23 protein-coding genes are annotated in these 24,325 nt (G+C 57.9%); 14 read left to right on the top strand and 9 right to left on the bottom strand.

Translation table 11 applies throughout. The features are described 5' to 3' along the window. Nucleotides 1-26: 26 nt before the first annotated feature. The 3 genes from acnA (at nucleotide 27) to ACZ5A6_RS11915 (ending at nucleotide 4,446) form a co-directional block, all read left to right on the top strand. Nucleotides 27-2,720: an aconitate hydratase AcnA gene (gene acnA, locus ACZ5A6_RS11925; protein ID WP_003516634.1), complete on the top strand. Its 2,694-nt coding sequence runs from the start codon at nucleotides 27-29 to the stop codon at nucleotides 2,718-2,720. A 195-nt stretch (nucleotides 2,721-2,915) separates the two neighbouring features. Further along, nucleotides 2,916-3,656, top strand: coding sequence for a DUF1223 domain-containing protein (locus tag ACZ5A6_RS11920; protein ID WP_003516643.1), 741 nt, complete (start codon nucleotides 2,916-2,918; stop codon nucleotides 3,654-3,656). A 397-nt stretch (nucleotides 3,657-4,053) separates the two neighbouring features. Beyond that, nucleotides 4,054-4,446 (top strand): DUF2794 domain-containing protein, encoded by a 393-nt coding sequence (locus ACZ5A6_RS11915; RefSeq protein ID WP_003516645.1) that lies wholly within the window; start codon nucleotides 4,054-4,056, stop codon nucleotides 4,444-4,446. Between the two features lie 135 nt (nucleotides 4,447-4,581). Here ACZ5A6_RS11915 and ACZ5A6_RS11910 read toward each other — a convergent pair whose 3' ends face one another. The 3 genes from ACZ5A6_RS11910 to ACZ5A6_RS11900 all read right to left on the bottom strand — a co-directional run bounded on the left by ACZ5A6_RS11910 (nucleotide 4,582) and on the right by ACZ5A6_RS11900 (nucleotide 8,806). Next, nucleotides 4,582-5,319 carry a Bax inhibitor-1/YccA family protein gene (locus ACZ5A6_RS11910; RefSeq protein ID WP_149910413.1) on the bottom strand — a complete coding sequence of 246 codons (738 nt, stop codon included), beginning with the start codon at nucleotides 5,317-5,319 and terminating at the stop codon, nucleotides 4,582-4,584. 218 nt (nucleotides 5,320-5,537) lie between these two features. Beyond that, on the bottom strand, nucleotides 5,538-8,099 hold the full coding sequence (locus ACZ5A6_RS11905; protein WP_174060535.1) for an ABC transporter permease: 2,562 nt from the start codon (nucleotides 8,097-8,099) through the stop codon (nucleotides 5,538-5,540). Next, nucleotides 8,096-8,806, bottom strand: coding sequence for an ABC transporter ATP-binding protein (locus ACZ5A6_RS11900; protein WP_003516652.1), 711 nt, complete (start codon nucleotides 8,804-8,806; stop codon nucleotides 8,096-8,098). Before ACZ5A6_RS11900 ends, ACZ5A6_RS11905 begins: the two co-directional genes overlap by 4 nt. Nucleotides 8,807-8,896: 90 nt before the next feature. On the opposite strand from ACZ5A6_RS11900, the gene ACZ5A6_RS11895 reads away from it, so the two are divergent. After that, complete coding sequence (locus ACZ5A6_RS11895) at nucleotides 8,897-9,547, top strand: arylesterase (RefSeq protein WP_003516653.1); 651 nt, start codon at nucleotides 8,897-8,899, stop codon at nucleotides 9,545-9,547. Between the two features lie 68 nt (nucleotides 9,548-9,615). Further along, nucleotides 9,616-10,209, top strand: a complete 594-nt coding sequence (gene thpR, locus ACZ5A6_RS11890; protein ID WP_003516655.1) for an RNA 2',3'-cyclic phosphodiesterase — start codon at nucleotides 9,616-9,618, stop codon at nucleotides 10,207-10,209. Here thpR and ACZ5A6_RS11885 read toward each other — a convergent pair. Continuing rightward, complete coding sequence (locus ACZ5A6_RS11885) at nucleotides 10,143-10,622, bottom strand: low molecular weight protein-tyrosine-phosphatase (RefSeq protein ID WP_174060534.1); 480 nt, start codon at nucleotides 10,620-10,622, stop codon at nucleotides 10,143-10,145. The genes thpR and ACZ5A6_RS11885 overlap by 67 nt on opposite strands. An 80-nt stretch (nucleotides 10,623-10,702) precedes the next feature. Between ACZ5A6_RS11885 and ACZ5A6_RS11880 the strand changes: the two genes are divergently transcribed. From ACZ5A6_RS11880 to ACZ5A6_RS11850, 7 genes are all read left to right on the top strand, one after another. After that, on the top strand, nucleotides 10,703-11,008 hold the full coding sequence (locus tag ACZ5A6_RS11880; RefSeq protein ID WP_013636908.1) for a 4a-hydroxytetrahydrobiopterin dehydratase: 306 nt from the start codon (nucleotides 10,703-10,705) through the stop codon (nucleotides 11,006-11,008). A 51-nt stretch (nucleotides 11,009-11,059) separates the two neighbouring features. Continuing rightward, entirely contained in the window at nucleotides 11,060-11,440 is a 381-nt protein-coding gene (locus ACZ5A6_RS11875) for a YkvA family protein (protein WP_038492401.1), read from the top strand. A gap of 298 nt (nucleotides 11,441-11,738) precedes the next feature. Beyond that, nucleotides 11,739-12,242 carry an invasion associated locus B family protein gene (locus ACZ5A6_RS11870; RefSeq protein WP_003516662.1) on the top strand — a complete coding sequence of 168 codons (504 nt, stop codon included), beginning with the start codon at nucleotides 11,739-11,741 and terminating at the stop codon, nucleotides 12,240-12,242. A gap of 266 nt (nucleotides 12,243-12,508) precedes the next feature. Then, nucleotides 12,509-13,681, top strand: a complete 1,173-nt coding sequence (gene rlmN / locus ACZ5A6_RS11865) for a dual-specificity RNA methyltransferase RlmN (RefSeq protein WP_075807724.1) — start codon at nucleotides 12,509-12,511, stop codon at nucleotides 13,679-13,681. 108 nt (nucleotides 13,682-13,789) lie between these two features. Continuing rightward, nucleotides 13,790-14,743, top strand: coding sequence for an ABC transporter substrate-binding protein (locus tag ACZ5A6_RS11860; RefSeq protein ID WP_003516666.1), 954 nt, complete (start codon nucleotides 13,790-13,792; stop codon nucleotides 14,741-14,743). Between the two features lie 96 nt (nucleotides 14,744-14,839). Further along, nucleotides 14,840-15,721 carry an ABC transporter permease gene (locus ACZ5A6_RS11855; protein WP_003516669.1) on the top strand — a complete coding sequence of 294 codons (882 nt, stop codon included), beginning with the start codon at nucleotides 14,840-14,842 and terminating at the stop codon, nucleotides 15,719-15,721. After that, complete coding sequence (locus ACZ5A6_RS11850) at nucleotides 15,718-16,512, top strand: ABC transporter ATP-binding protein (RefSeq protein WP_003516671.1); 795 nt, start codon at nucleotides 15,718-15,720, stop codon at nucleotides 16,510-16,512. The genes ACZ5A6_RS11855 and ACZ5A6_RS11850 overlap by 4 nt, the downstream gene beginning before the upstream one ends. Nucleotides 16,513-16,557: 45 nt before the next feature. Here ACZ5A6_RS11850 and ACZ5A6_RS11845 read toward each other — a convergent pair whose 3' ends face one another. Both ACZ5A6_RS11845 and ACZ5A6_RS11840 read right to left on the bottom strand, forming a co-directional pair. Continuing rightward, nucleotides 16,558-17,205 (bottom strand): LysE family translocator, encoded by a 648-nt coding sequence (locus ACZ5A6_RS11845; RefSeq protein ID WP_003516674.1) that lies wholly within the window; start codon nucleotides 17,203-17,205, stop codon nucleotides 16,558-16,560. Nucleotides 17,206-17,356: 151 nt separating this feature from the next. Beyond that, nucleotides 17,357-18,211, bottom strand: a complete 855-nt coding sequence (locus ACZ5A6_RS11840; RefSeq protein WP_003516675.1) for an SDR family NAD(P)-dependent oxidoreductase — start codon at nucleotides 18,209-18,211, stop codon at nucleotides 17,357-17,359. Nucleotides 18,212-18,550: 339 nt separating this feature from the next. On the opposite strand from ACZ5A6_RS11840, the gene ACZ5A6_RS11835 reads away from it, so the two are divergent. Further along, nucleotides 18,551-19,774, top strand: coding sequence for an argininosuccinate synthase (locus ACZ5A6_RS11835; protein WP_003516677.1), 1,224 nt, complete (start codon nucleotides 18,551-18,553; stop codon nucleotides 19,772-19,774). A 55-nt stretch (nucleotides 19,775-19,829) separates the two neighbouring features. On the opposite strand, the gene ACZ5A6_RS11830 is transcribed toward ACZ5A6_RS11835, so the two are convergent. The 3 genes from ACZ5A6_RS11830 to ACZ5A6_RS11820 form a co-directional block, all read right to left on the bottom strand. Beyond that, nucleotides 19,830-21,008 (bottom strand): multidrug effflux MFS transporter, encoded by a 1,179-nt coding sequence (locus ACZ5A6_RS11830; protein ID WP_003516679.1) that lies wholly within the window; start codon nucleotides 21,006-21,008, stop codon nucleotides 19,830-19,832. A gap of 20 nt (nucleotides 21,009-21,028) precedes the next feature. Beyond that, entirely contained in the window at nucleotides 21,029-21,484 is a 456-nt protein-coding gene (locus ACZ5A6_RS11825) for a MarR family winged helix-turn-helix transcriptional regulator (RefSeq protein ID WP_003516681.1), read from the bottom strand. Nucleotides 21,485-21,617: 133 nt separating this feature from the next. After that, nucleotides 21,618-22,043 (bottom strand): hypothetical protein, encoded by a 426-nt coding sequence (locus ACZ5A6_RS11820; protein WP_003516682.1) that lies wholly within the window; start codon nucleotides 22,041-22,043, stop codon nucleotides 21,618-21,620. A gap of 176 nt (nucleotides 22,044-22,219) precedes the next feature. On the opposite strand from ACZ5A6_RS11820, the gene ACZ5A6_RS11815 reads away from it, so the two are divergent. Further along, nucleotides 22,220-24,280: a M3 family metallopeptidase gene (locus ACZ5A6_RS11815; RefSeq protein WP_003516683.1), complete on the top strand. Its 2,061-nt coding sequence runs from the start codon at nucleotides 22,220-22,222 to the stop codon at nucleotides 24,278-24,280. Nucleotides 24,281-24,325: the final 45 nt, after the last annotated feature.

Below are 24,325 nucleotides of genomic sequence, written 5' to 3'. Positions count from 1 at the left end.
ATCAGAGTAAGCGGGGTTTTTTATCCATGCCCAAATCACTCGACAGTTTTCATTGTCGTTCCGTCCTTACCGTTGATGGTAAGGACTACGTCTATTTCAGCCTTCCCAAGGCTGAGGCAAACGGCCTGAAGGGCGTTTCCAAGCTCCCCTATTCCATGAAAGTTCTTCTGGAAAACCTGCTTCGTTTCGAGGACGGCCAGTCCGTCACCAAGGAGCATATTCTGGCCGTTGCAGAGTGGCTGAACAATAAGGGCCTGACCGAAAACGAAATCGCTTATCGTCCCGCCCGCGTTCTCATGCAGGACTTCACCGGCGTTCCGGCTGTGGTCGATCTCGCCGCCATGCGCGATGCCATGGTGTCGCTCGGTGGCGACCCGGAAAAGATCAATCCGCTCGTTCCCGTCGACCTCGTGATCGACCACTCTGTTATCGTTGACGAATTCGGCACGCCGACTGCGTTTGCCCGAAACGTCGAGCTTGAATATGAGCGCAATGGCGAGCGTTACCGCTTCCTGAAGTGGGGCCAGCAGGCATTCAAGAACTTCCGCGTGGTTCCGCCCGGTACTGGCATCTGTCACCAGGTCAACCTCGAATATCTCGGCCAGACCGTCTGGACCAAGGAAGAGGACGGCGAAACGATCGCTTATCCGGATACCTGCGTCGGCACCGACAGCCACACCACCATGATCAACGGTCTTGGCGTTCTCGGCTGGGGCGTTGGCGGTATCGAGGCTGAAGCAGCGATGCTCGGCCAGCCTGTCTCCATGCTCCTGCCTGAGGTCATCGGCTTCAAGCTGACCGGCAAGGTGAAGGAAGGCGTGACTGCGACCGACCTCGTGCTGACCGTCGTGCAGATGCTGCGCAAGAAGGGCGTGGTTTCCAAATTCGTCGAATTCTTCGGCCCCGGCCTCGATTCGATGACGCTGGCCGACCGTGCCACGATCGGCAATATGGGTCCGGAATATGGCGCTACCTGCGGCTTCTTCCCGGTTGATGGCGAGACCATCAACTATCTGACCATGTCCGGTCGCACCAAGGACCGTATCGCGCTTGTCGAAGCCTATTCGAAGGCACAGGACATGTGGCGGACCGGCGACGGTTCCGACCTCGTCTTCACCGATACCCTTGAACTCGACCTCGGCGACGTCGTGCCATCCATGGCCGGTCCGAAGCGTCCGGAAGGCCGCCTGCCGCTCGAAACCATTGCACCGAATTTCGCAACGGCTCTCGAGAACGACTACAAGAAGCCCGGTCAGCTCCACAGCCGCTATGCGGTTGAGGGCGAGGAGTTCGATCTCGGCCATGGCGATGTGGCGATTGCCGCCATCACCTCCTGCACCAACACGTCTAACCCCTCCGTTCTCATCGCTGCCGGCCTTCTCGCCCGCAATGCGGTTGCCAAGGGTCTGAAGTCCCAGCCGTGGGTGAAGACCTCGCTGGCGCCGGGGTCGCAGGTCGTTGCCGAATATCTCGACAAGTCGGGTCTGCAGAAGGATCTCGATGCGATTGGCTTCAACCTCGTCGGTTTCGGTTGCACCACCTGCATCGGCAACTCCGGCCCGCTGCCCGCACCGATCTCCAAGACGATCAATGACAAGGGCCTGATCACGGCCGGCGTCCTCTCCGGCAACCGCAACTTCGAAGGCCGTATCTCGCCCGATGTTCAGGCGAACTATCTCGCCTCGCCGCCCCTCGTCGTGGCCTACGCGCTTGCCGGTACGGTCCAGAAGGACTTGACGAAGGAGCCGATCGGCGACGACCAGAACGGCAATCCGGTCTATCTCAAGGATATCTGGCCGACCTCGCAGGAAATCCAGGAATTCATCCTGAAATACGTCACTCGCGAACTTTACGAATCGAAGTACGCTGATGTCTTCAAGGGTGACGCGAACTGGCAGGCCGTTCAGGTTCCCCCGGGCCAGACCTATGCCTGGGACGACAAGTCGACCTATGTTCAGAACCCGCCTTACTTCGTGGGCATGGGTAAGACCGGTACGGGCCTTACGAACATCAAGGGCGCCCGCGTTCTCGGTCTCTTCGGCGACAAGATCACAACCGACCACATTTCCCCGGCCGGTTCGATCAAGGCTGCTTCGCCCGCCGGCGCCTATCTGACGGAGCACGGCGTGGGCGTTGCCGACTTCAACCAGTACGGTACGCGTCGCGGCAACCATGAAGTCATGATGCGCGGCACCTTCGCCAATATCCGCATCCGCAACCACATGCTCGGCCCGAACGGCAAGGAAGGTGGCTACACCATCCACTATCCGTCGAAGGAAGAGATGTCGATCTACGACGCTGCCATGAAGTACAAGGCGGAGGGCGTTCCGCTCGTCATCTTCGCCGGTGTCGAATATGGCAACGGTTCTTCCCGCGACTGGGCGGCGAAAGGCACCAACCTGCTCGGCGTCAAGGCGGTCATCGCACAGTCCTTCGAGCGTATCCACCGCTCCAACCTCGTCGGCATGGGCGTCGTTCCCTTCGTCTTCGAGGAAGGCACGACCTGGGCAAGCCTTGATCTCAAGGGTGATGAAGTCGTCGAGATCGATGGTCTCGAAGGTGAAATCAAGCCGCGTGAAAAGAAGATCGCCAAGATCACCTACAGCGACGGTTCGGTGAAGGAAGTTCCGCTTCTATGCCGCATCGATACGCTGGATGAAGTGATCTACATGAACAATGGCGGCATTCTGCAGACGGTTCTTCGCGATCTGGTTGCCTGACAAAGCTCAGACCAACAAAGGACGCCGGGATTTTTCCCGGCGTCTTTGCGTTTCATCATCTCTTTTTTTGTGATTGCCACTCACCCCTTCGTGACTTTCTATTGAAGTGGAATAGACGTTATTTTCCGGTTTGCATCCGGTTGGGTTGATCGCATCAATTCGTCTGGATATCTGCTCCGGACAAAGGTTCTTGTAATGCCGCTGAAATTGCCCCTGTCGATATGTCTTCTCGGCACGTTCCTCGTCACATCCGCGCATGCGCAGGAGGCTGTGAAGGGCGTTGTCGAGTTGTTTACATCGCAGGGATGCGCGTCCTGCCCGCCGGCGGACGAAGCATTGCGCAAGATGATCCAGAAGGGTGATGTGGTCGGCCTCTCCTACCATGTCGACTACTGGAATTATCTTGGCTGGACAGATTCCCTGGCATCGAAGGAAAATACAGAGCGGCAATATGGCTACATGCGCGCTCTCGGCCGCAACGGTGTCTATACGCCGCAGGCCATCCTGAACGGTCGCGACCACGTCAAGGGTGCGGATGTCCGCGGGATTTACGACAGGCTGGATGCTTTCAAGCGCGAGGGCCAGGGGCTGAACGTGCCGGTCGCGTCCAAATTTGCCGGTGACGAGGTGGAGATCGATATTGGCGCCGGTAGCGGCAAGGCCGACGTCGTGGTCGCCTATTTCACGCGCGAGCAGACGGTAGACGTGCAGAAGGGCGAAAACCAGGGGAAGAAAATGTCCTACTGGCACAGCGTCTATGACGTGCAGACCGTCGGCATGTGGGATGGTTCACCGATGACGGTGAAGCTTCCGGCAAGCGTGGTGGCAAAGGTGAAAAAGGGCGGCTGCGCCGTGCTGTTGCAAACGGCAAATGCCAGCGGCGATCCGGCGGCAATCGTCGGTGCAAGTATTTTACTGGGGAATGAAACACCCTGATCGCCTGTCTGGCGATGGAAGATCCGATCCGGGCATTGGGGGCTGGGGGTAAAGGGTCAATGCACCGGATCGGGTCATCTTGGTGCCTAGGCATCAATTGACAATAGGACTATTCCATTCAATTCGGGCCATGGTTTGACCGAAATACGGCAGGCCATGCTAAAATGGCTGCCTAAATGGTTACCTTTTTTACCCCTGCTTTTTTCTAAGGCAGCGTCCTTATGGACATCGGCTGGTGTCTTTCTGCGTCGCAGACGCCGGGTTTCGCTGCCGTCCTAAGACCGTAAAACCCTTCTCCAAAGTTGCGATCTCACGTTCAATGGCTGTTCGAGACTTGCAATTTTGTCTTCTCCGGCTCACATTAATCGGACGACTTGGGTGGAATCGGAGGTATTGGATGACCGATCAACCGGATGTGCAGCAGGTTCAGACCGCTTCACGCGACAGTTCCACCGTTGTCGATCTCCGCGAGTACAAAAAAGACAAAGACCCTCTGCCAATCACATTCCATCGGCGCGAGCTGGATGCGATCCTGCGCATCTATGGCCGCATGGTGGGAGAGGGCGAGTGGCGCGACTATGCCATCGACCACTTGAGGGAAAAGGCGGTATTTTCAGTCTTTAAACGCTCGGGTGAAATGCCGCTCTACAGGATCGAGAAGAACCCCAAGCTGGCGGCGAAACAGGGCGCCTATTGCGTGGTGAATACGGATGGCCGCATTCTCAAACGTGGCCACGAACTGCCGCAGGTTCTCAAGGTTTTCGACAAGGTCCTGAAGCTTATCGAGTGAGATGGGACGACGGGTTACCCATTCCGCCGCTTGATGCCACAGCGGGTTGGGAGACGGTCAGGTTTCGAATTTCTTGTAAATAAAAAGGCGGCCGAATGGCCGCCTTTTGCATGTTTGCCAGTTGGGTTCCTGCCCTTACTTGTCACGGTTGCCCATGAACTGCAGGAGGAACATGAACAGGTTGATAAAGTCGAGATAGAGCGTCAGCGCACCCATGATCGCCTTGCGGCCAGCCACGGCAACTTCGTCGCCATCGAAATACATTTCCTTGATCTTCTGCGTGTCATAGGCGGTGAGGCCAGCGAAGATCAGCACGCCAATCGCGGAGATCGCGAACTGAAGCGCGGAAGAGGCGAGGAAAATGTTGACGATGGACGCGATGATCAGGCCGAACAGACCCATGATCAGGAACGAACCCATGCCCGAAAGGTCTTTCTTCGTCGTGTAACCGTAAAGCGAGAGCGCGCCAAACGAGGCAGCGGTCACGAAGAACGTCTGTACGACGCTCTGGCCGGTATAAACCATAAAGATCGAGGACAAAGAAACGCCCATCAGCGCCGCATAGATCCAGAAGGTTGTCTGGGCGGCGGAAACGCTCATGTTCTGGATACGGAAGCTAAGGAAGAACACCAGTCCGAGCGGTGCGAGCATGACGACCCAGCGCAGCGGTGACGCAAAAAGCAAAGTGGCAAAAGCTTCGTTCGAAGCTGCAAGCGTATATGTGCCGAACGCTGCGATGCCGGTGATGACCAGAGCCAGCGCCATCAGGTTGTAAACCTTGAGCATGTAGGCGCGAAGACCTTCGTCGATCATCGCACCAGTCTGTGCACGGGTCTGGGCCATGCGGTTCTGGTAGTTATTGAAGTCAGCCATTGTTTCCTCTTTTGAGCTCCGTAATTGCTACGGTGTCGGGATACCTCCCGGGCGCCGCTGCGGAGCTTCAGCAAGCCTGCCCAAGAATATGATGGCAGAACGTGTCCGATACAAGGCCTTTCACAGTCGAAAAGACACCATATGCGCGAAAAGCGCTCACGTTTCAGCGATCATTACAAAGAATTAATCGTTAAAGTTAAGCAGCGCACAACCGAAGATTATTCACCCGCCTGCCGCAAAACCGGAGCGGCCTTCTGCCCGAGAATTCGCCATGTGCCCATGAGGCCGATGCCTACCGTCATGACGAGGGCGACGACGACCGTGCCGATCGCCACATCCGGCAGGAAGCTGGAGGGCAGCTTCATGATGCGGGAAATGACGAACCAGGCGGAGACGCCGCCGGCAAAAAGCGCAAAAACGGCGGTGGCGAGACCGAGCATCATATATTCATAGGAGAAGGCGCGGATCAGCAGGCTGCGTGTACCGCCCAGTGTTTTCAGGATGACCGCATCATGGGTGCGGGCACGGTTTCCGGCGGCAAGAGCGCCGGCGAGGACGAGGACGGAGGCTATGAGCGCAACGGCCGCTGCGGCGCGAATTGCGGTGGCAAGCTGGCCGACCAGCCGGTTGACCACATCGAGGGCGTCCTTCACGCGTACGCTTGTTATCGTCGGGTAGGCGTTGGTAACGGCGCGCAATATCTGGCCCTCCTCGCTTGCGGATGCGGAGGGGTCGGCGAGTGTGGCAAGCCAGGCATGTGGTGCGCCACGGAAGGTATTGGGTGAAAACACCATGACGAAATTGATCGACAGCGATTCCCATTCGACATTGCGCAGATTGGCGATCTTTGCCGTGATGCTGCGGCCGAGCACGTTGACGGTAACGGTGTCGCCGATCTTGAGGCCCAGTTCCTGCGCCTCTTTCGCCGCAAAAGAGACCAGCGGCTCGCCGCTATAATCTGGTCCCCACCATGTTCCTTCGGTCAGCTTGGCGTTTTCGGGAGCATCCTGCGAATAGGTTATGCCCCGATCACCGCGCAGCAGCCAGCGGCCGGATGGCGGCACGTCTATCTTCGTCACGTCCTCGCCATTGAGCGCCAGAATGCGGCCGCGCAGCATCGGCACCTCGGTCAGCGTGCCCTGAGGTGCTTCTTGCCTGAGAAGATCGCGGAAACCCTGCAACTCGGTGCCCTGAATATCCACGAAGAAGAAATTCGGCGCTCGTTCCGGCAGGCTGTCGGTCAGTTCGCGGCGCAGATTGCCGTCGATAAGCGTCAGGGTCACCAGCAACGTCAGCCCAAGGCCGAGGGAGAGAACGACCGAGGGGGTGAGCGCACCCGGCCGGTGAATATTGCCGATCGCCAAGCGAAGGGCGGCGGAATGAACGCGCGGGCTGCGTTTGGCAATGGCCTTGACGCCTGACGCCACCAGTCGCAGCACCACAAACGCGAAGGCGATGGCGGCAAGGAAAACCGAGGCGATGAAACGTTCTTCTGCCGAAAAGATGGCAAGTATGGCCAGCGCAGCCAACAACAAGCCCGTCACTGCAAAATAAGGCCAGGACGGCCAGCTGCCCTCCTCGAACCCCTGCTCTCGAAAAAGGGCGGTCGCGGGAACTTCGCGCGCCTGGCCGAGTGGCACGATGGCGAAGGCAAGTGTCGTCAAGATGCCGAACAGGGCGGCAAGACCAAGTGCTGCTGGATAAAAGGCAAGCTCTTTCGGCACCGGAAGCACACCCTCCAGAAACCGCATGGCGATCAGCGGGGCGATGGCGCCCACAGCGAGGCCGATGATGATGCCAACGGCGGCAATGAACACGATCTGGAAGAGATAGGTCATGGTGACCACGGAAGCCGGCGCGCCGAGGCATTTCAGCGAGGCGATCGTGGTGCGCTTGGAATCAAGAAAGGCGCGAACGGCGTTCGCAACGCCGACGCCGCCAACGATGAGGGCGGTCAGGCCTACCAGCGTCAGGAATTGCGAGAAGCGGTTGACGTTTTCGGTAAGCGATGGCGCTGCCCGGTCACTCGTGCGGATGGACCAGCCGGCATCGGGAAACGTCTTGTTGGCTGCATCGGTCATAGTTGCCCGCGCTGCAGGATCGTTCAGCATGATCTTGTAGGCGTGTTCGACCAGACTTCCGTTCTGAACGAGGCCTGAGGCGAAAAGCGCATCGCGGCTGACCATCAGCCTTGGGGCAAAACCGAAGCCGTCGGACAGGGCATCCGGCTCGTCGACAACCGTGCCGGTCAGTTTCAGCTTCACATTACCGAGAAGGATGTCGTCGCCGACCTTAATGCCCAGCCGCTCCAGGAGAAGCGGCGCGGCCACGGCGCCATAGGTATCGCCGTTCGCAGCCAGAAGCTCGCTCAGAGGCCGGTTTGGATCTGCCACGAACGCGCCGTAGAGCGGATAGGCGCCGTCTACGGCCTTCACTTCCGTCAGCGTCTGTTCGGAACCATCGGCAAGGCGCGCCATGGAGCGCAGCCCTGTGGAAACGGCGATTTTGCCGAGGCCATCGAGGTAGGCCCGTTCCTCTGCGGTTGCCTCCCTGTTGCGCAGCTCGAAGCGCACATCGCCAGCCAGTATCGATTGGCCTTCCGTCGCAATCGCGCTGGTGACGGCGCGTGACACGGAGTTGACAGCGGCAATGGCGCCGGTTCCGAGCGCGATGCAGGCGAGGAAAATATAGAAGCCACGAAGGCCGCCGCGAATTTCGCGCCGCGCGAGCCTCAATGCGTTTTTGATGTTGGCAACAGACGGGAGAATGGAGCCGATCATGCCGATACCGCCCGGGCCATATGGGCAGTGGCGCTGTCACCCTCTATCTCGCCGGAGCGCACTTTGATCTGTCTTGAGCAACGGGCGGCCAGTGACGGATCATGGGTGACAAGGATCATCGTCATGCCGCGTTCGGCCTGTTTTGAGAAAAGAAGATCGGCGATCTGCTGGCCCGTATCCGCATCCAGATTGCCGGTCGGTTCGTCTGCGATCAACACGGCGGGGGAGGGTGCAAGCGCGCGGGCGATTGCAACACGCTGCTGTTCGCCACCCGAGAGCTGGCCGGGATAATGGTTGAGGCGTTCGCCGAGACCGACAGCAACGAGTTCCCGTTTGGCGATCTCGAAGGGGTTCGGCACGTTGGCCAGTTCCAGCGGAACGGCTACGTTTTCCAGCGCCGTCATATTGGCGATGAGGTGGAAAGACTGGAAAACGATGCCGATATTCTTGCCGCGGAAATCCGCGAGAGCATCCTCGCCGAGCTTATGCAATTCCGTGCCCGCTATGACGATCTCGCCGCTATCCAGCCTTTCGAGACCGGCAAGCACCATCAGAAGGGTCGATTTTCCCGAACCGGAAGGGCCGACGATCCCCACCGCCTCGCTTTCGCCAATGGCAAGATCGATGCTCTTGAGAACGTGAACGGAGGCGGCGGCGTTGCCGAGCGTGAGGTCGGCCTTCTTAAGCTCTATGATGCTTTTCGTCACAATTCTCGTTCCTATATATGATGAAAACAGTCTGGCGGTGTCGATGCGGACGGTATTTCAGACAATGCAAACCAAGTTAGGAAAGCCGTGATGAGATTTAAAGCTGCCCTGTTTCACTTCATCGTCATTTTCGCCGCCGCCTTTTCCGCCTCGGCGGCCATGGCGCAGGAGCGGACATTGCAACTGGTTGGCCTGGGCGACAGTCTCATGGCGGGTTACCAGTTACCCCCCACCGATGGCTATACGGCACAGCTTGAAGCTGCATTAAAGGCCAAGGGCATCAATGTTACCGTCACCAATGCCGGTGTGTCCGGCGATACGTCCTCAGGCGGTCTGGCTCGGGCGGAGTGGTCGGTTCCCGATGGCACGGACGGGGTCATTCTGGAACTCGGCGCCAATGATGCGTTGCGCGGTATTGCGCCGGAACAGACGGAAAAGAACCTCGACGCCATCATTTCCGGCTTTCAGAAACGCAACATAGCGGTGCTGCTAGTCGGCATTATGGCACCGCCGAACATGGGTGACGATTACGCCAAGCGCTTCAACCCGATCTATCCGAAGCTTGCAGAAAAATACAACCTGCCGCTTTATCCGTTTTTTCTGGATGGCGTGGTGACGGATGATAAGTTGAAGCTGGAGGACAAGATGCATCCCAATACGCAGGGTGTGGCGATGATGGTGGAGAAATCTTTGCCGGCTGTTGAAAGCTTCATCAAGACAATCGGTGCGCAAAAAAAATAAGCACTTGCGCCCGCCTGCATTGCATGATTCGCTATGCTTGTTCTGCCAAGAGATTCGGGGAGCTCGCCATGCCGAGACTGTTTATCGCCCTCGAAATTCCGCGCAATGCGGCTATGAGCCTGTCATTGTTGCGCGGTGGTCTGCCGGGAGCCCGGTGGATCGATGTGGAGAATTATCACATAACCCTGCGTTTTATCGGCGATATCGACGGGAGAACTGCCGATGAAGTCGTTGACAGGCTGGACCGGATCGACAGGCCGGAATTCCAGCTCAGTCTCAACGGGATGGGTTCCTTCGGCTCCAAGAAACCGCATTCGATCTGGGCGGGGGTTTCCCCCTCGCCGGAAATGAATGCGCTTCAGGCGGAGGTCGAGAGGATCTGTCAGAGGATCGGCCTGCCGCCGGATCCGCGCAAGTTCATGCCGCATGTGACGCTGGCGCGGTTGCGCTCTTCACGGCTGGACGATGTGGTGCAGTATCTTTCCGGGCGCGGCAATTTCCGCACATCCGCCTTCACGGTCGGTCGTTTCGTGCTGATGTCGTCCAAGGAATCGGTGGGTGGCGGACCCTACATCGTGGAAGAGGTGTTCCCGCTTCACGAAGCGCGGTCCAGCGCCATCTTCTCGAGCAACGAGCTGCATCCTGCAAAAAGCATGTTGTAGACGGCCAGAAATCCGTCGTCGCCACCGAAGTAGGGATCGGGGACGTTTTCGTTGCGTCCCGAAGCGTAGTCCAGGAACAGGTGGATTTTGTGCTTCCGGTTTTCGGGCGCCTTTCGGAGCAGTTTCGCGAGATTTCCTCCGTCCATGGCAAGGATGAGATCGAAGGTCTCGAAATCGGCCTGGCTGACCTGCCGCGCACGCTGCAGGGAAATATCGATCCCATGCTTGCGGGCGATTGCGATGGATCTGCGATCCGGGGCGGTACCGGTGTGCCAACCGCCGGTGCCGGCGGAATCGACAGTGAGTTGGCGAGACAGGCCTCCGGTTTCGGCAAGGTTTGTCAAAATGCCTTCGGCAAGCGGTGAGCGGCAGATATTGCCCATGCAGACAAAAAGAACGGCTGTATGTTTCATTGAATATGCGTCGATCCGGTCGTTGAGGCGCTAATGTTTGTCCGAAACAGCGGATCGCATGTCAAGCGGAGGCAAGATGCATGAAATATCCCAGACTTGAACCGGAAGCCATCCGGCAGGCGCTTTTAAAACTCGAAGGCTGGTCCTTGCGCGAGGACGGGGCGGCAATCGTCCGGTCGTTCAAATTTGCGAGTTTTGCGGAGGCTTTCGGTTTCATGGCGGAGTCCGCACTCGTGGCAGAAAAGCTCAATCATCATCCAGAATGGTCTAACGTCTATTCGCGCGTCAGGGTCTGCCTCACCACCCACGATTCGCAGGGCGTTACCGAGCGGGATTTCCTGCTCGCGGAGGCCATGCAGAAGGCGGCAACGGGCCGTGGGAATTGAACGGCGGGCTTTACCTCCCATATAATAACCGTGACCGGAGGACCGTCGATCATGGATGATGTGAAAATCGGTGAAATTCTTTTGCCCGGGGAAACGGGCAGCGAGGGCGAACGCGAACGCGTCGTGCGCGCCAAATTCTGGCCGAAGCTGAAGCGTGTGATGACCAAGGTGCCCTTCGCGCGCGATGCGGCAGCAGCCTATTATTGCGCGATCGACCGGGATACTCCGCTGCGTGCCAAGGGCATCATTCTGGCCGCGCTTGCCTACTTCATCATGCCGTTTGATGCCATACCGGACATGCTGGCGGTCGTTGGGTTTACCGACGACATCGCGGTCATTACGGCCGCGCTTGCGATGATCCGCGCCCACATCAAGATGGAGCATTACGATGCGGCGGATGCCATGCTGAAACGGCAGCAGGAGGCCGAATAACACGTCTGTGATGACGAGGCTCCTCGGAGCCGGGCAGGTGACAAATTGTTGCCTGAATTTGTGTGTCATAGACATGACGGGGAGGGCGTGCCACGCCTTTCTTCTCAGGGCGCGGGCGTAGCCGATCTGTAACACTTCAAGACGTTTTCGGCATTTTATACGTGTTGTTGACGGTTTGGTAACCGCTTCCTGACCACAATGAGAAAAGACGATCCGCACCTGAACGTGGCCGATCCATAAACATGGAGCCCGCCGCTGCTTCGGGCCAATGGAAGACAATAACCCGGCAGGAAATTCTATGTTTGTAAGAAGTGTAGCAACCGCAGTGGCCATTTTGCTGACCAGCGTCGGCGTAGCATCTGCACAGTCGCCCACGCGCATCCAGCAGTTCAATGCATGGGGCGCCTATTCGTACAAATCGGGCAACAGCACCGTCTGCTACGTTCTTTCCATCCCAACTTCCAAGGAACCGGCGAGCGTCGATCACGGCGATATCTTCTTCATCGTGTCGCAGCGTCCGGGCCAGAATATTTCCTACGAGCCGCAGGCCATGGTGGGTTACCCGCTGAAGCAGGGCTCCAAGGTCAATGTCACGATCGACAACAAGAACTTCGTGATGTTTACCAAGGACAAGGCTGCCTGGGTTGAAAATGCTGCCGAAGAACCCGCTCTCGTGGCTGCGATGAAGGGCGGCAAGTCGATGACGGTGAAGGCGGTGTCCGGCCGCGGCACCGCGACTTCGTATTCCTATTCGCTTTCTGGCATTTCGGCTGCTTTTAAGCAGATCGAAAGCTGCAAGTAATCCTGACGCTTCGTCAGCTTCGTGATTGGCCGGTCATCGACCGGCCATTTGCGTTTTTGCTTGTTTGATGCTAAAGGCGCGGCAACATTGACAGGCGGATGCGCGAAAAGTGCTCCGCCTTTGATTTTCTCGACATGCAGACGATTTTCCGCCTTTCCTAAAGGCCGGTCGTGCGATGCATTGGATGATGGGATAGCGTGATGTCCGTATTGCATGCCCCTGCCGGTCTGGCAGTCAAAACTCCCCTGATCGCCAATAGCGATCTCATGTCCGGCAAGCCGTCGCTGATCGGCATGACGCGTGAGGAAATGGGCGAGGCGCTGGCCGAGATCGGCGTGCCGCAGAAGCAGGTGAAGATGCGTGTCAGCCAGTTGTGGAACTGGCTGTACGTGCGCGGCGTCTCGGATTTCGACAACATGACCAATGTTGCCAAGGAACTCAGGGAAAAACTGAAAGCAGCCTTCACCATTGCTCGCCCGGAAATCGTCGAGGAGCAGATTTCCAACGACGGCACCCGCAAATGGCTGATGCGTTTTCCGCCGCGCGGTGCGGGACGTCCTGTCGAGATCGAGACGGTCTATATTCCCGAAGAAGGACGCGGCACGCTTTGCATTTCGAGCCAGGTGGGCTGTTCGCTGACGTGTTCCTTCTGTCACACCGGCACGCAGCGTCTGGTGCGGAACCTGACGGCCGAGGAAATTCTCTCCCAGCTTCTGCTCGCCCGCGACCGGCTCGGCGATTTTCCTGACGGTTCGACGCCGGTCGGCGCCTATGTGCCGAGTGAAGGCCGCAAGGTCTCCAACATCGTGATGATGGGCATGGGCGAACCGCTTTACAATTTCGAACATGTGAAGACCGCACTTCTGATTGCCACCGATGGTGACGGCCTGTCGCTCTCCAAGCGTCGCGTGACCCTGTCCACCTCGGGTGTCGTGCCGGAAATCTTCCGCACGGGCGATGAGATCGGCGTCATGCTGGCGATTTCACTGCATGCGGTGCGCGACGATCTGCGCGACATGCTGGTGCCGATCAACAAGAAGTACCCGCTGAAGGAGCTGATCGAGGCTTGCCGCAATTATCCGGGTGTCTCCAACGCCCGCCGCATTACTTTCGAATATGTGATGCTGAAGGATGTGAACGACAGTCTGGAAGACGCCAAGATGCTGGTGCAGCTTCTGAGGGGCGTTCCAGCCAAGATCAATCTCATTCCTTTCAATCCGTGGCCAGGCACTAATTACCAGTGCTCCGAATGGGCGCAGATCGAGAAGTTTGCGGATTTCATCAATCAGGCGGGTTACGCTTCGCCGATCCGTACGCCGCGCGGCCGCGATATTCTCGCTGCCTGCGGTCAGCTGAAATCGGAATCCGAGCGCATGCGCAAAACCGAAAGGCTGGCTTTCGAGGCGATGATGATTGCCAACCACGGTGCGGACGACTGAATCGACGCCAATCGCGGCAGAAAGCTTGGTTCGTTACGGTTCTTTGATTGATTTCGGGCGGTCTTGTTTCTAATAAGACGGCAATAAGAAACCAACTGGAGGATACCTATGCGTGCATTCATTCTGGCGCTCGCAGCCGCGAGCGCCCTCGTTCTGCCGGCCAAGGCTGAAAACGTCACCGTTGCCGTCACCGCCATTGTCGAACATCCGGCGCTTGACGCCGCACGTGACGGCGTCAAGGCAGCGCTTGCCGAAGCCGGTTACAAGGAAGGCGAGAACCTCAAGTTCCTCTACGAGTCCGCGCAGGGTAATCCAGGCACCGCAGCGCAGATTGCGCGTCAGTTCGTGGGCGAAGCCCCCAATGTCATCGTGCCGATCTCCACACCGTCCGCCCAGGCTGTCGTTGCAGCGACGCGCGACATTCCGGTTGTCTTCACGGCTGTTTCCGATCCGGTTGGCGCACAGCTCGTTAAGGACATGCAAAAGCCCGGCCGCAACGTGACCGGACTTTCCGACATGCTGCCGGTTGCTGAGCATCTGGCGCTGATCAAGGAAATTTCGCCCAACGCCAAGTCCATCGGCTTTATCTACAACTCCGCCGAGGCCAACTCCGTCTCGACGCTTGCAGCGCTGAAGGCTGAGGCCGAAAAGGCCGGCCTGAAGGTCGTTGAATCTGTCGCCACAAAATCCGCCGAAGTGCAGGGCGCGACGCGCGCACTGGTCGGCAAGGCCGACGTGATCTACGTGCCGACCGACAATACCATCGTTTCCGCTTTCGAGGCGGCAGCTGGCGTTGCGAGTGAGGCGAAAATTCCGCTTTATGCCGCCGATACGGATTCCGTTGCGCGCGGTGCGGTTGCGGCTCTCGGCTTCAATTATTTCGACGTTGGCAAGCAGACCGGCGCTGTCGTTGTTCGCATTCTTAAGGGTGAGAAGCCCGGCGACATTCCGGCAACCGTTGCCGTCGGCACCGATCTGGTGATCAACAAGAAGGCTGCTGAAAAAGCTGGCGTCACCTTCCCCGAAAGCGTGACGAAGCGCGCCACCAAGGTCATCGACTAAACCGGACTTCGGGCGGCGGTCACTCGCCGCCCGCTTTGCGCGGCACGCAACGGTGCCCGTATCCGCCGACGCGGCGGCAATAACAAGGACATTACCGTGAGCCAAATCGCTTTCTGGGGTGCCGTGGAACTGGGACTGGTCTTCGCCTTCGTGGCGATCGGCGTCTATCTCGCTTTCCGGGTACTTGATTTTCCTGATCTGACCGTTGACGGTTCCTTTCCGCTCGGCGCAGCCGTTGCGGCCGTGATGATCATCGCCGGCCTCAATGCGTGGGTCGCGACGGCGATTGCGATGGTTGCCGGCGCCGGTGCTGGCATCGTTACGGCCACGCTCAACGTTCGGTTCAAGATACTCAACCTGCTTGCGTCAATCCTGACGATGATCGCGCTATTTTCGGTGAACCTTCGGGTGATGGGAAAACCGAATGTGGCGCTGCTCAATCAGGATACGATGATCTCGCCGTTCTACGGTCTCGGTCTTTCCGAATATCTCGTGCGGCCACTCTTTATCGGCGTTCTGGTGTTGCTCGCTGTCATTCTCGTCTGGCGTTTCCTTGAGAGCGACGCGGGCCTTGCCATGCGGGCGACGGGCGCGAATGCGCGGATGGCGCGCGCCCAAGGGGTGAAGACAGGCAACCAGATCTATCTTGGCATGGCGCTTTCGAATGCACTGGTCGCGCTCGGCGGCGCGCTTTTTGCGCAGACCAATGGCTTTGCCGATGTGACTGCCGGTGTCGGCACCATCGTCGTCGGGCTTGCGGCCGTCATCATCGGCGAAACGCTGTTCGGCTCGCGGGGCATTCTGATTGCGCTCATCGGCTGTGTTTTCGGCTCCATCGCCTACCGCCTTGCTATCCAGCTCGCTTTGTCGAGCGATGTGCTGGGTCTCAAGGCCTCCGATCTCAATTTCGTTACGGCGGTATTGGTAGCCATTGCATTGATCCTGCCTCGACTGCGCCGCGGGGGAGCAACATCGTGATTTCCCTTTCCGACATTCAGGTCATCTTCGGGCGTGGCACACCGCTGCAAAAGCAGGCGCTGGCCAAGATTGATCTTACCATCGAGGATGGTTCCTTCGTTACCGTGATCGGCTCCAACGGTGCCGGCAAATCCACGCTTCTCGGCGTTCTCGCGGGCGATGTCCTGCCGACGGCCGGAAAGGTGATGGTTGGTGGCGCCGATGTCACACGCAAAACAACCGCCAGCCGGGCTGGGCGGGTGGCGCGCGTGTTTCAGGACCCACTGGCTGGCAGCTGTGGCGCGCTCACAATTGAGGAGAACCTTGCGCTTGCGGCGTCTCGCGGAGAGCGTCGCGGCTTGTTGCCGGCGCTTGGGCGCGGCAGGCGGGATTTCTTCAAAGAGCGTATCGCTTCGCTCAATCTCGGTCTGGAAAATCGTTTGAAGGACCGCATGGACCTGTTGTCCGGCGGGCAACGGCAGGCGGTCTCGCTTGTCATGGCAACGCTTTCCGGTTCGGACGTGTTGCTGCTTGACGAACATACGGCAGCACTCGATCCCGGCATGGCGGAGTTCGTGATGGAGCTGACCCGCAAGGTGGTTTCCGAGCGCAAGCTGACGACACTGATGGTTACCCATTCCATGCGTCAGGCGCTGGACTATGGCGACCGCACGATCATGCTGCACGCCGGTGAGATCGTGCTCGATGTGTCCGGCGAAAGCCGCAAGGGTCTTCAGGTCGAAGATCTTATCGACATGTTCCGCAAGATACGCGGCCAGACGCTTGATGACGATGAGCTATTGATCGGCTGATGAGTTATCCGAAAGGCGCCTGCGGGCGCCTTTTTTATTTGTGCGTCATCGCGTCTGGGTGAGGAAAATCTTGACGGCGAAAAGCGAAAATACACCGGCGATCGTATAATCCAGCCCGCGCAGAACCTTCTTGTTGCGCTGGAGCCAGGCCGACAGCACATCGGCGGCAACGACGATGCCGATGCCGATCGGCAGCGCCACGATGATTGACCAGAGCCCAAGGAAAATAAGCTTGCCGGTGACATGCGGATCGGATGCGCTGACGAATTGCGGCAGGAAGGTCATGAAAAAGATGATGACCTTTGGATTGAGCAGATTGACCCAAATACCGTTCAGCAAGGCGGATTTCAGTGAAGATTGCTGTTTTTCGCCCGTGGTCTTGACCATCACGAAATCCGAGCCCTTGCGGATCGCCTGAATGGCGAGCCAGACAAGATAGGCGGCCCCGCCGGTCTTCAGGATGAGGAAGGCTGTCGGCGATGCGACGATGAGCGCCGCGACGCCGAAGGCAACCAGCATCGTATGCACGGTAATACCGAGATTGGTGCCCACAAGGGTCATGAAACCCGCTGCCCGGCCCTCGCGTATTGACCGGCTGATCCATAGCGTCATGTCAGGACCGGGCGTTACCGCCAGAAGCAGGATGGCGACGGTGAAGGCGGCAAGTGTTGGCAGGCTCGGAACGAAATCCATCGCGGCACCCGTAAAGCTGGAGACTGCCGTTGCTTAACGCGAATTCGCGTTTCTGCCAATGTTTTTGCGCGCCGGGACATTGGTACGAAAACCGGGGATGATCAAAAGTGGATAGCCGCCGCAACTTTCAAAGTGCGGCGGCGTCGGGCGATCAGTTTTTGAGGAAGCTGGTGAAGGCGGCGGAATATTCGGTGTGCCAGCGCGACAGTGGCGGACGATTTTGGACGATGTCTTGAGCTGCCCACAGAATGCGTTTCTCGTCCGTCGGGCGATCCACTTCGCCATCCGGGCAAAGAATATAGAAATCGCCCCTGGCGATGCTCTCGATCATGAAATCAACGGTCTGCTCGCCGGTCCAGGCTCCTGCTGGTTTTTCCGTCCTGCCATTTGCCGTGAGGCCGGTAAAGACGAAACCGGGGATCAGGAGATGGGCGGAAACCGCGCTGTTCGGAATATTGCGCAGCTCGTGCTGTAGCGCTTCCGTGAAGGCTTTGACGCCGGCCTTCGAGACATTATAGGCCGGATCGCCCGGCGGGGTGGTGATGCCCTGTTTCGAACCGGTATTGATGATGAGCGCGGCCTCGCCATGGGCGACCATGCCCTGCCCAAACACCCGGCTGCCGTTCACGACACCCATCAGGTTGACGTTGATGACTTTTTCCCAGTTGGCCTGAGCGCCGAAGATGGCGCTGCCCGGCTGGATGCCGGCATTGTTCATCAACACATGAACCCGCCCGAAACGCTGGATGACAGCGCGTTCCAGCGCCTCAAGCTCATCGAGTTTCGACACGTCGGTCGGTATTGCGACGATCTGTGCTTCGCCGTCCTTTGCGATGGTCAGAATATCAGCATGCGCTGCGGCAAGCCTGTCACCGTCGAGATCGACGAGGACGACGCTCATGCCGAAACCGGCGAATTTCCGGGCCGCGGCAAGTCCGATACCGGAGGCCGCGCCGGTGATGACGGCGACATTATCTTCCTTGAATGCGGGATGGATGGTCGTCATAGGTTTTCCTTTCGCGTCGTTTTGTGCTGTTTCCAGCCGTTTGCAACGTTGCCTGAACCCTGAGTGGCTTCATTCACGGTCTTCAAGTTGATCGCGCCGCTTCATGTTAAAGCGCGAAATCGCATAATGCATGTGACAATTCGTTCGTTCCAGTCATGACGCGCTGTTGCGGGGATCTGACCTTTCGCAAATGCCTATTGCCCTTTCGTCCTATTCGTTGTTTTGTCGGGCATCTTTTCCGAAAATCGCTTCACAGTTTTCGGGTTGCACTGTAAAAGTGCCGAAATCCCAAGGAAATGGCGGTACCCCGATGCCGTCATCATGCAGATGGACATCATAATGGCACTCCCGAAAGACGTTAAGAAAGTCGTTCTCGCCTATTCCGGCGGCCTCGACACCTCGATCATCCTGAAGTGGCTTCAGACGGAACTCGGCGCTGAGGTCGTGACCTTCACCGCCGATCTCGGCCAGGGCGAAGAGCTTGAGCCGGCGCGCAAGAAGGCCGAGTTGCTGGGCATCAAGGAAATCTTCGTCGAGGACGTCCGCGAAGAGTTCGTGCGTGATTTCGTTTTTCCGATGTTCCGTGCCAACGCCGTTTATGAAGGTGTCTATCTGCTCGGTACCTCCATCGCCCGCCCGCTGATTTCCAAGCACCTGATCGAGATCGCCAAGAAGACCGGCGCCGATGCCATTGCGCATGGTGCCACCGGCAAGGGCAACGACCAGGTCCGTTTCGAGCTTTCGGCCTATGCGCTGAACCCGGATATCAAGATCATCGCCCCATGGCGCGACTGGACTTTCAAGAGCCGGACCGACCTTCTGGAATTTGCCGAAAAGAACCAGATTCCCGTGGCCAAGGACAAGAAGGGCGAAGCGCCGTTCTCCGTCGACGCCAACCTGCTGCACTCCTCGTCCGAGGGCAAGGTTCTGGAAGACCCGGCTAAGGAAGCTCCGGAATATGTGCACATGCGCACCATTTCCCCGGAAGCGGCGCCTGACAAGGCAACCGTTATCAAGGTCGGTTTCCGCAAGGGTGATGCCTGCTCCATCAACGGTGTGGAAATGTCGCCTGCCACGCTTCTGGCGACGCTCAACAATTATGGCCGCGAAAACGGCATCGGCCGTCTCGATCTGGTCGAGAACCGCTTCGTCGGCATGAAGTCGCGTGGCGTCTACGAAACGCCCGGCGGCACCATCCTGCTGGCTGCGCATCGTGCGATCGAATCCATCACGCTCGACCGGGGTGCCGCGCATCTGAAGGACGATCTGATGCCGCGTTACGCCGAACTCATCTATTACGGCTTCTGGTTCTCGCCCGAGCGCGAGATGCTGCAGGCCCTGATCGACAAGAGCCAGGAGCATGTGGAAGGTGAAGTGACGCTGAAGCTCTACAAGGGCAATGTCATGGTGACCGGCCGCGAGAGCGCGAAGTCGCTCTATTCCGACGCGCTGGTGACGTTCGAGGACGACCACGGTGCTTATGACCAGAAGGACGCAGCTGGCTTCATCAAGCTCAATGCCCTGCGCCTGCGCACCCTGGCGAAGCGTAATCTCGGCAAGTAATTCTGCTGAAGTATGAGTTGGAAAAACCCGCAGGTGGCAACGCCTGCGGGTTTTTTCATGTCTCTCTTCTGGAAACGGCGCGAAAGCCGATGTAGCTGGCAACGGCCACGAATTCCATAACCGGAATGATGATGCCGAAGCTGGTCAGCGGAGAACCAATGAGCGAGGCCATTGCCCCACCCGCAAAACCAGATCCCATCTGGATGAAACCCATCATGGCCGATGCCGAGCCGGCGATATGCGGGAAGGGGGCGAGGGCCGCCGTGACCATCGAAGGCGTCAACAGCGCGATCCCGACCGTCGCCACCGCGACGGGTCCCATGATGGAGAGGAAGGATGGCGGCACGAGGAAAACCGACAGCATGATGAGAAGACCGCCCGTGCCGGAAAAACAAAGGCCAAGCACGACGGAACGCCGGTCGCCCAGTCTTGGCGCGATGTAACGCAACGCAATCGAACCGAAGAAATAGGCGCCTGTTTGCATCAGCATGCCGACACCGAAGGCCGTGGGGGACATGCCGACTTCGTTGATGAGGATGAAGGTCAGCATGGTGGCTTGCGCATAAAGTGCGCCGATGGAGCCGCCGAGCACCAGGGCGGCCAGAAGAAAACGCGGCTGCTTCAGCAATGTGCCATAGGCAGACAGAAGGTGTCGGGGTCGGATCCTGGTTTTGTCAGGCACCGTCGTTTCACGCAGAAAAAGCACCACCGAAAGGATGGCGATAGCTCCGAGACCGGCCATGAGGAAAAACACCGATTGCCAGCCAAAAGCCGCAAGCGACAGACCACCGATCGTCGGCCCCATCGCAGGGCCGATCGCCAGCATGATGCCGATGAGGTTCATGATGCTGGAGGCTTCCGGGCCGGTGAACTGATCGCGCACCACGGCGCGCGCAACAGTCATGCCAACGGAAGCGCCGATGCCCTGAACGAGGCGCGCGAACAGCAGCACTTCGATGGTTGGGGCCAAGAGGGCGAGCACACCACCGCCCAGAAAGATCGACAGGAAGACGAGGCTCGCCTTGCGCCGCCCGAAGGCATCGGATGCCGGCCCGGCAAGCAATTGGGCTAAGGCAAAACCGGCAAAATAGAGCGAGAGGCTGAGTTTTATGGCAGATTCGCTGGTTGCGAAAACCCGTGTCAGTTCCGGCATGGCCGGCGTGTAAATCGACATGGAAATGGGCGCCAGCGCTGTCAGCAATGCTCCGAGCAAAGCCGTGCGTTTTCTGGACATGATCGTTTTCGACATTGCGATCAGCCGTTCTGGCCCTGCTGTTCCGGTTGCAGATTGTTGCGAAGCGTCTGCAGGAAGCTACGGAAAAGCGCGACTTCCTCTTCGTTCAGTCCCTGTGTGGCCTGAAGAACGAGCTGGTCGATTTCATGACCGACAGCTTCCAGCATGTCGGCGGAGGTTTTCGTCAGGACGATACGTTTGGAACGCCTGTCCTGCGGGTCCTGCTGGCGTTCTATCAGATTGAGTGACTGCAACTTGTCGAGATAGGCGCAGATCGTCATGGGTTCGATGCCGAGACGGGCGGCGATGTCAGCCTGCTTGCTGCCATCGATAACCGCAACTGTCAGCAATGCTCTTGCCTCGCCGGGGGTAAGGCCCAGTCCGGCTTCCGAGATACGGCGCTCAAATGCACTGTTCAGCAGGCGTGCGCCGCTGTTCAGCAAAAATGCCAATGAATCTTTTTCGCGTGTGCCCATGCTTCGCCTTTTGGTAAGTCAGCCTTACTAAGTTTCGGACGATAAGCAATGGCGCATAAATCATATTATCGAAAATTGCGTAAAGTATTCGTCAGTTTGATTGCGGGACGTCCAACAACATTGCCTGTCATCGTCACGTCGAAGCAAAAAAAGACAATACACCCTGCATTTTTTCCACTTCATCCGTCGTGCCAATGGAACGGGCAATCTCGATCCGGTCAGAAAAATACGTCACAAAGTCGAAATCCGTGTCGTCGGTCACGTCGGCAATGTCAATCACCTCGCCATTGGCATTCAGCGTCTGTGCCGGAAGTTCGGACGAAAGCTCAAGCCAGGTATCGTGGCTGATTTTTCCGGTATCGTAATATTCCTGCGCGATTTCCCGCAATTGCCGGGGGCTGACGCGGGTGAAATCGATTCGGTCTATCGTTTCTTCAAAGCCGGTGGCCGCGTCGGATGGGGCTGCCTTGCCGAAATCGGGGCTTCCCACGGGTCTGCTGTTTTTGGAATTGTCCCTGAAAAGGAAACTATTGGCAGACCTTAAAGAATAAATCTCCATAATACATATCTCCATCATGGGATATTATTACGATAAATCAAAACATGCCGTCGACATGCCAGTCAATACTTGGCGGTGTTGACGATCATGTCTTCCACACCAAATTCCGGCATATTGAATTGGCGGTGGAGGCATGCCCATATGGGCGTAAACCGGAATTGTACAAGGAAGATGAAATGCCATCCACGACCGCGCCCTATCCCGCACTCGTTACCTGGAACGGTCAGAACGGTCTGCCGAAATTCGATGCGGTCAAGGATGAGGATTTTGCTCCGGCCTTTGAGGCCGCCCTTTTGTCCCATGAACAGGAAATCGATGCGATTGCCGGCAATCCGCAGGCGCCGACCTTCGAAAACACCGTGACCGCGCTTGAAATCGCAGGCGACGAACTCTCGCGCATTTCGGCGCTGTTCTGGAACAAGGCGGGTGCCCACACCAACGGCGTCATTCAGGCACTGGAGCGGGAAATCGCGCCGAAAATGTCACGGCACTATTCCAAGATCGGCATGAACGAGTCGCTGTTCAGACGCATCGACACGCTATGGGAAACGCGCGATGCGCTTTCCCTGACCGGCGAGGAAAAACGCGTTCTCGAACGGCACTGGAAGGGTTTCGTGCGCTCCGGCGCAAAGTTGCAGAAGGACCGTCAGGAGCGTCTGGCTGCCATCAATGAAGAGCTTGCCGGTCTCGGCGCCAAATTCGGGCAGAATGTTCTGGCGGATGAAAAGAGCTGGAAACTTTTGCTCTCCACCGATGACGAGCTTTCCGGCATTCCCGGTTTTCTGCGTGATGCCATGGCAGGCGCCGCGCGCGAACATGGCGAAGACGGCAAATTTGCCGTTACCCTTTCCCGCTCCATCATCGAGCCATTCCTGACCTTCTCCGAACGCCGCGACTTGCGCGAGCAAGCCTTCAAGGCCTGGGTGGCTCGCGGCGAAAATGGTGGCGATACAGACAACCGCGCAACCGTCCGCCGTACGCTGGAACTGCGTGAGGAAAAGGCACAGCTTCTCGGCTACAAGAATTTTGCTGCCTACAAGCTGGACGACACGATGGCAAAAACGCCGGATGCCGTGAACGGTCTTCTGGGCCAGGTCTGGGAAAAGGCCGTGCTGCGCGCAGGTGAGGAGGAGGCTGAACTTGCCGCCATCATCGCCGCAGAGGGCAAGAACCACGAGGTGATGCCCTGGGACTGGCGCCATTACGCCGAAAAGCTGCGGGCACAGAAATTCAGCTTCTCCGAGACCGAATTGAAGCCGTATCTGCAATTGGAAAAGATCATCGATGCGTGCTTCGATGTGGCCAACCGGCTTTTTGCAATTCGTGCCGTCGAGATCAAGGGTGTCTCCGCCTATCATCCCGATGTGCGGGTTTTTGAAATCCGCGACGACAAGGGCGACCTGAAGGCCATGTTCCTCGGCGATTATTTCGCCCGCCCGTCCAAGCGTTCCGGCGCGTGGATGAGTTCGTTCCAGTCGCAGCACAAGCTGCCTTTGAAGAACGGCACCGTCGGTGAAATGCCGATCATCTACAATGTCTGCAATTTTGCAAAACCGGCAGAGGGGAAGCCTGCGCTGCTTTCGCTCGATGATGCGCGCACGCTGTTTCACGAATTCGGCCACGCCCTGCACGGCATGTTATCTGATGTCACCTATCCTTCCGTTTCCGGAACGGGTGTGTCGCGCGATTTCGTCGAGTTGCCGTCGCAGCTTTACGAACACTGGCTGACCGTGCCGGAAATTCTGGAGAAATATGCCCTGCATTATGAAACCGGGGCACCGATGCCAAAGGCGCTGCTGGACAAGGTTCTGGCAGCACAGACCTTCAATGCCGGTTTCAGCACGGTGGAATTCACTTCTTCGGCTATCGTCGATATGGCGTTCCATACCCGTGACAGCGTCGGCGATCCCATGGTCGTACAAGGTGAGGTGCTTTCCGCCCTGAACATGCCGAAGTCCATCGTCATGCGGCATGCGACGCCACATTTCCAGCATGTGTTTTCCGGTGATGGTTATTCGGCCGGTTATTATTCCTACATGTGGTCGGAGGTGCTGGACGCCGACGCGTTTTCTGCCTTCGAGGAAACCGGCAACGCCTTCGATGGTGAAATGGCGCGCAAGCTGAAAGAGAATATCTATTCAGTCGGTGGCTCGATCGATCCGGAGGAGGCCTATCTCGCTTTTCGAGGCAAGATGCCAAGTCCCGATGCCATGCTTTTGAAGCGCGGCCTCGTATAAAAGACTGTCATATTCTTGAGCTAGAACCTGAGCGCAGGGGGCATA

It is taken from the genome of Agrobacterium sp. 6Ca8 (assembly GCF_055382765.1).
This window is presented reverse-complemented; position numbering and strand designations above follow the sequence as displayed.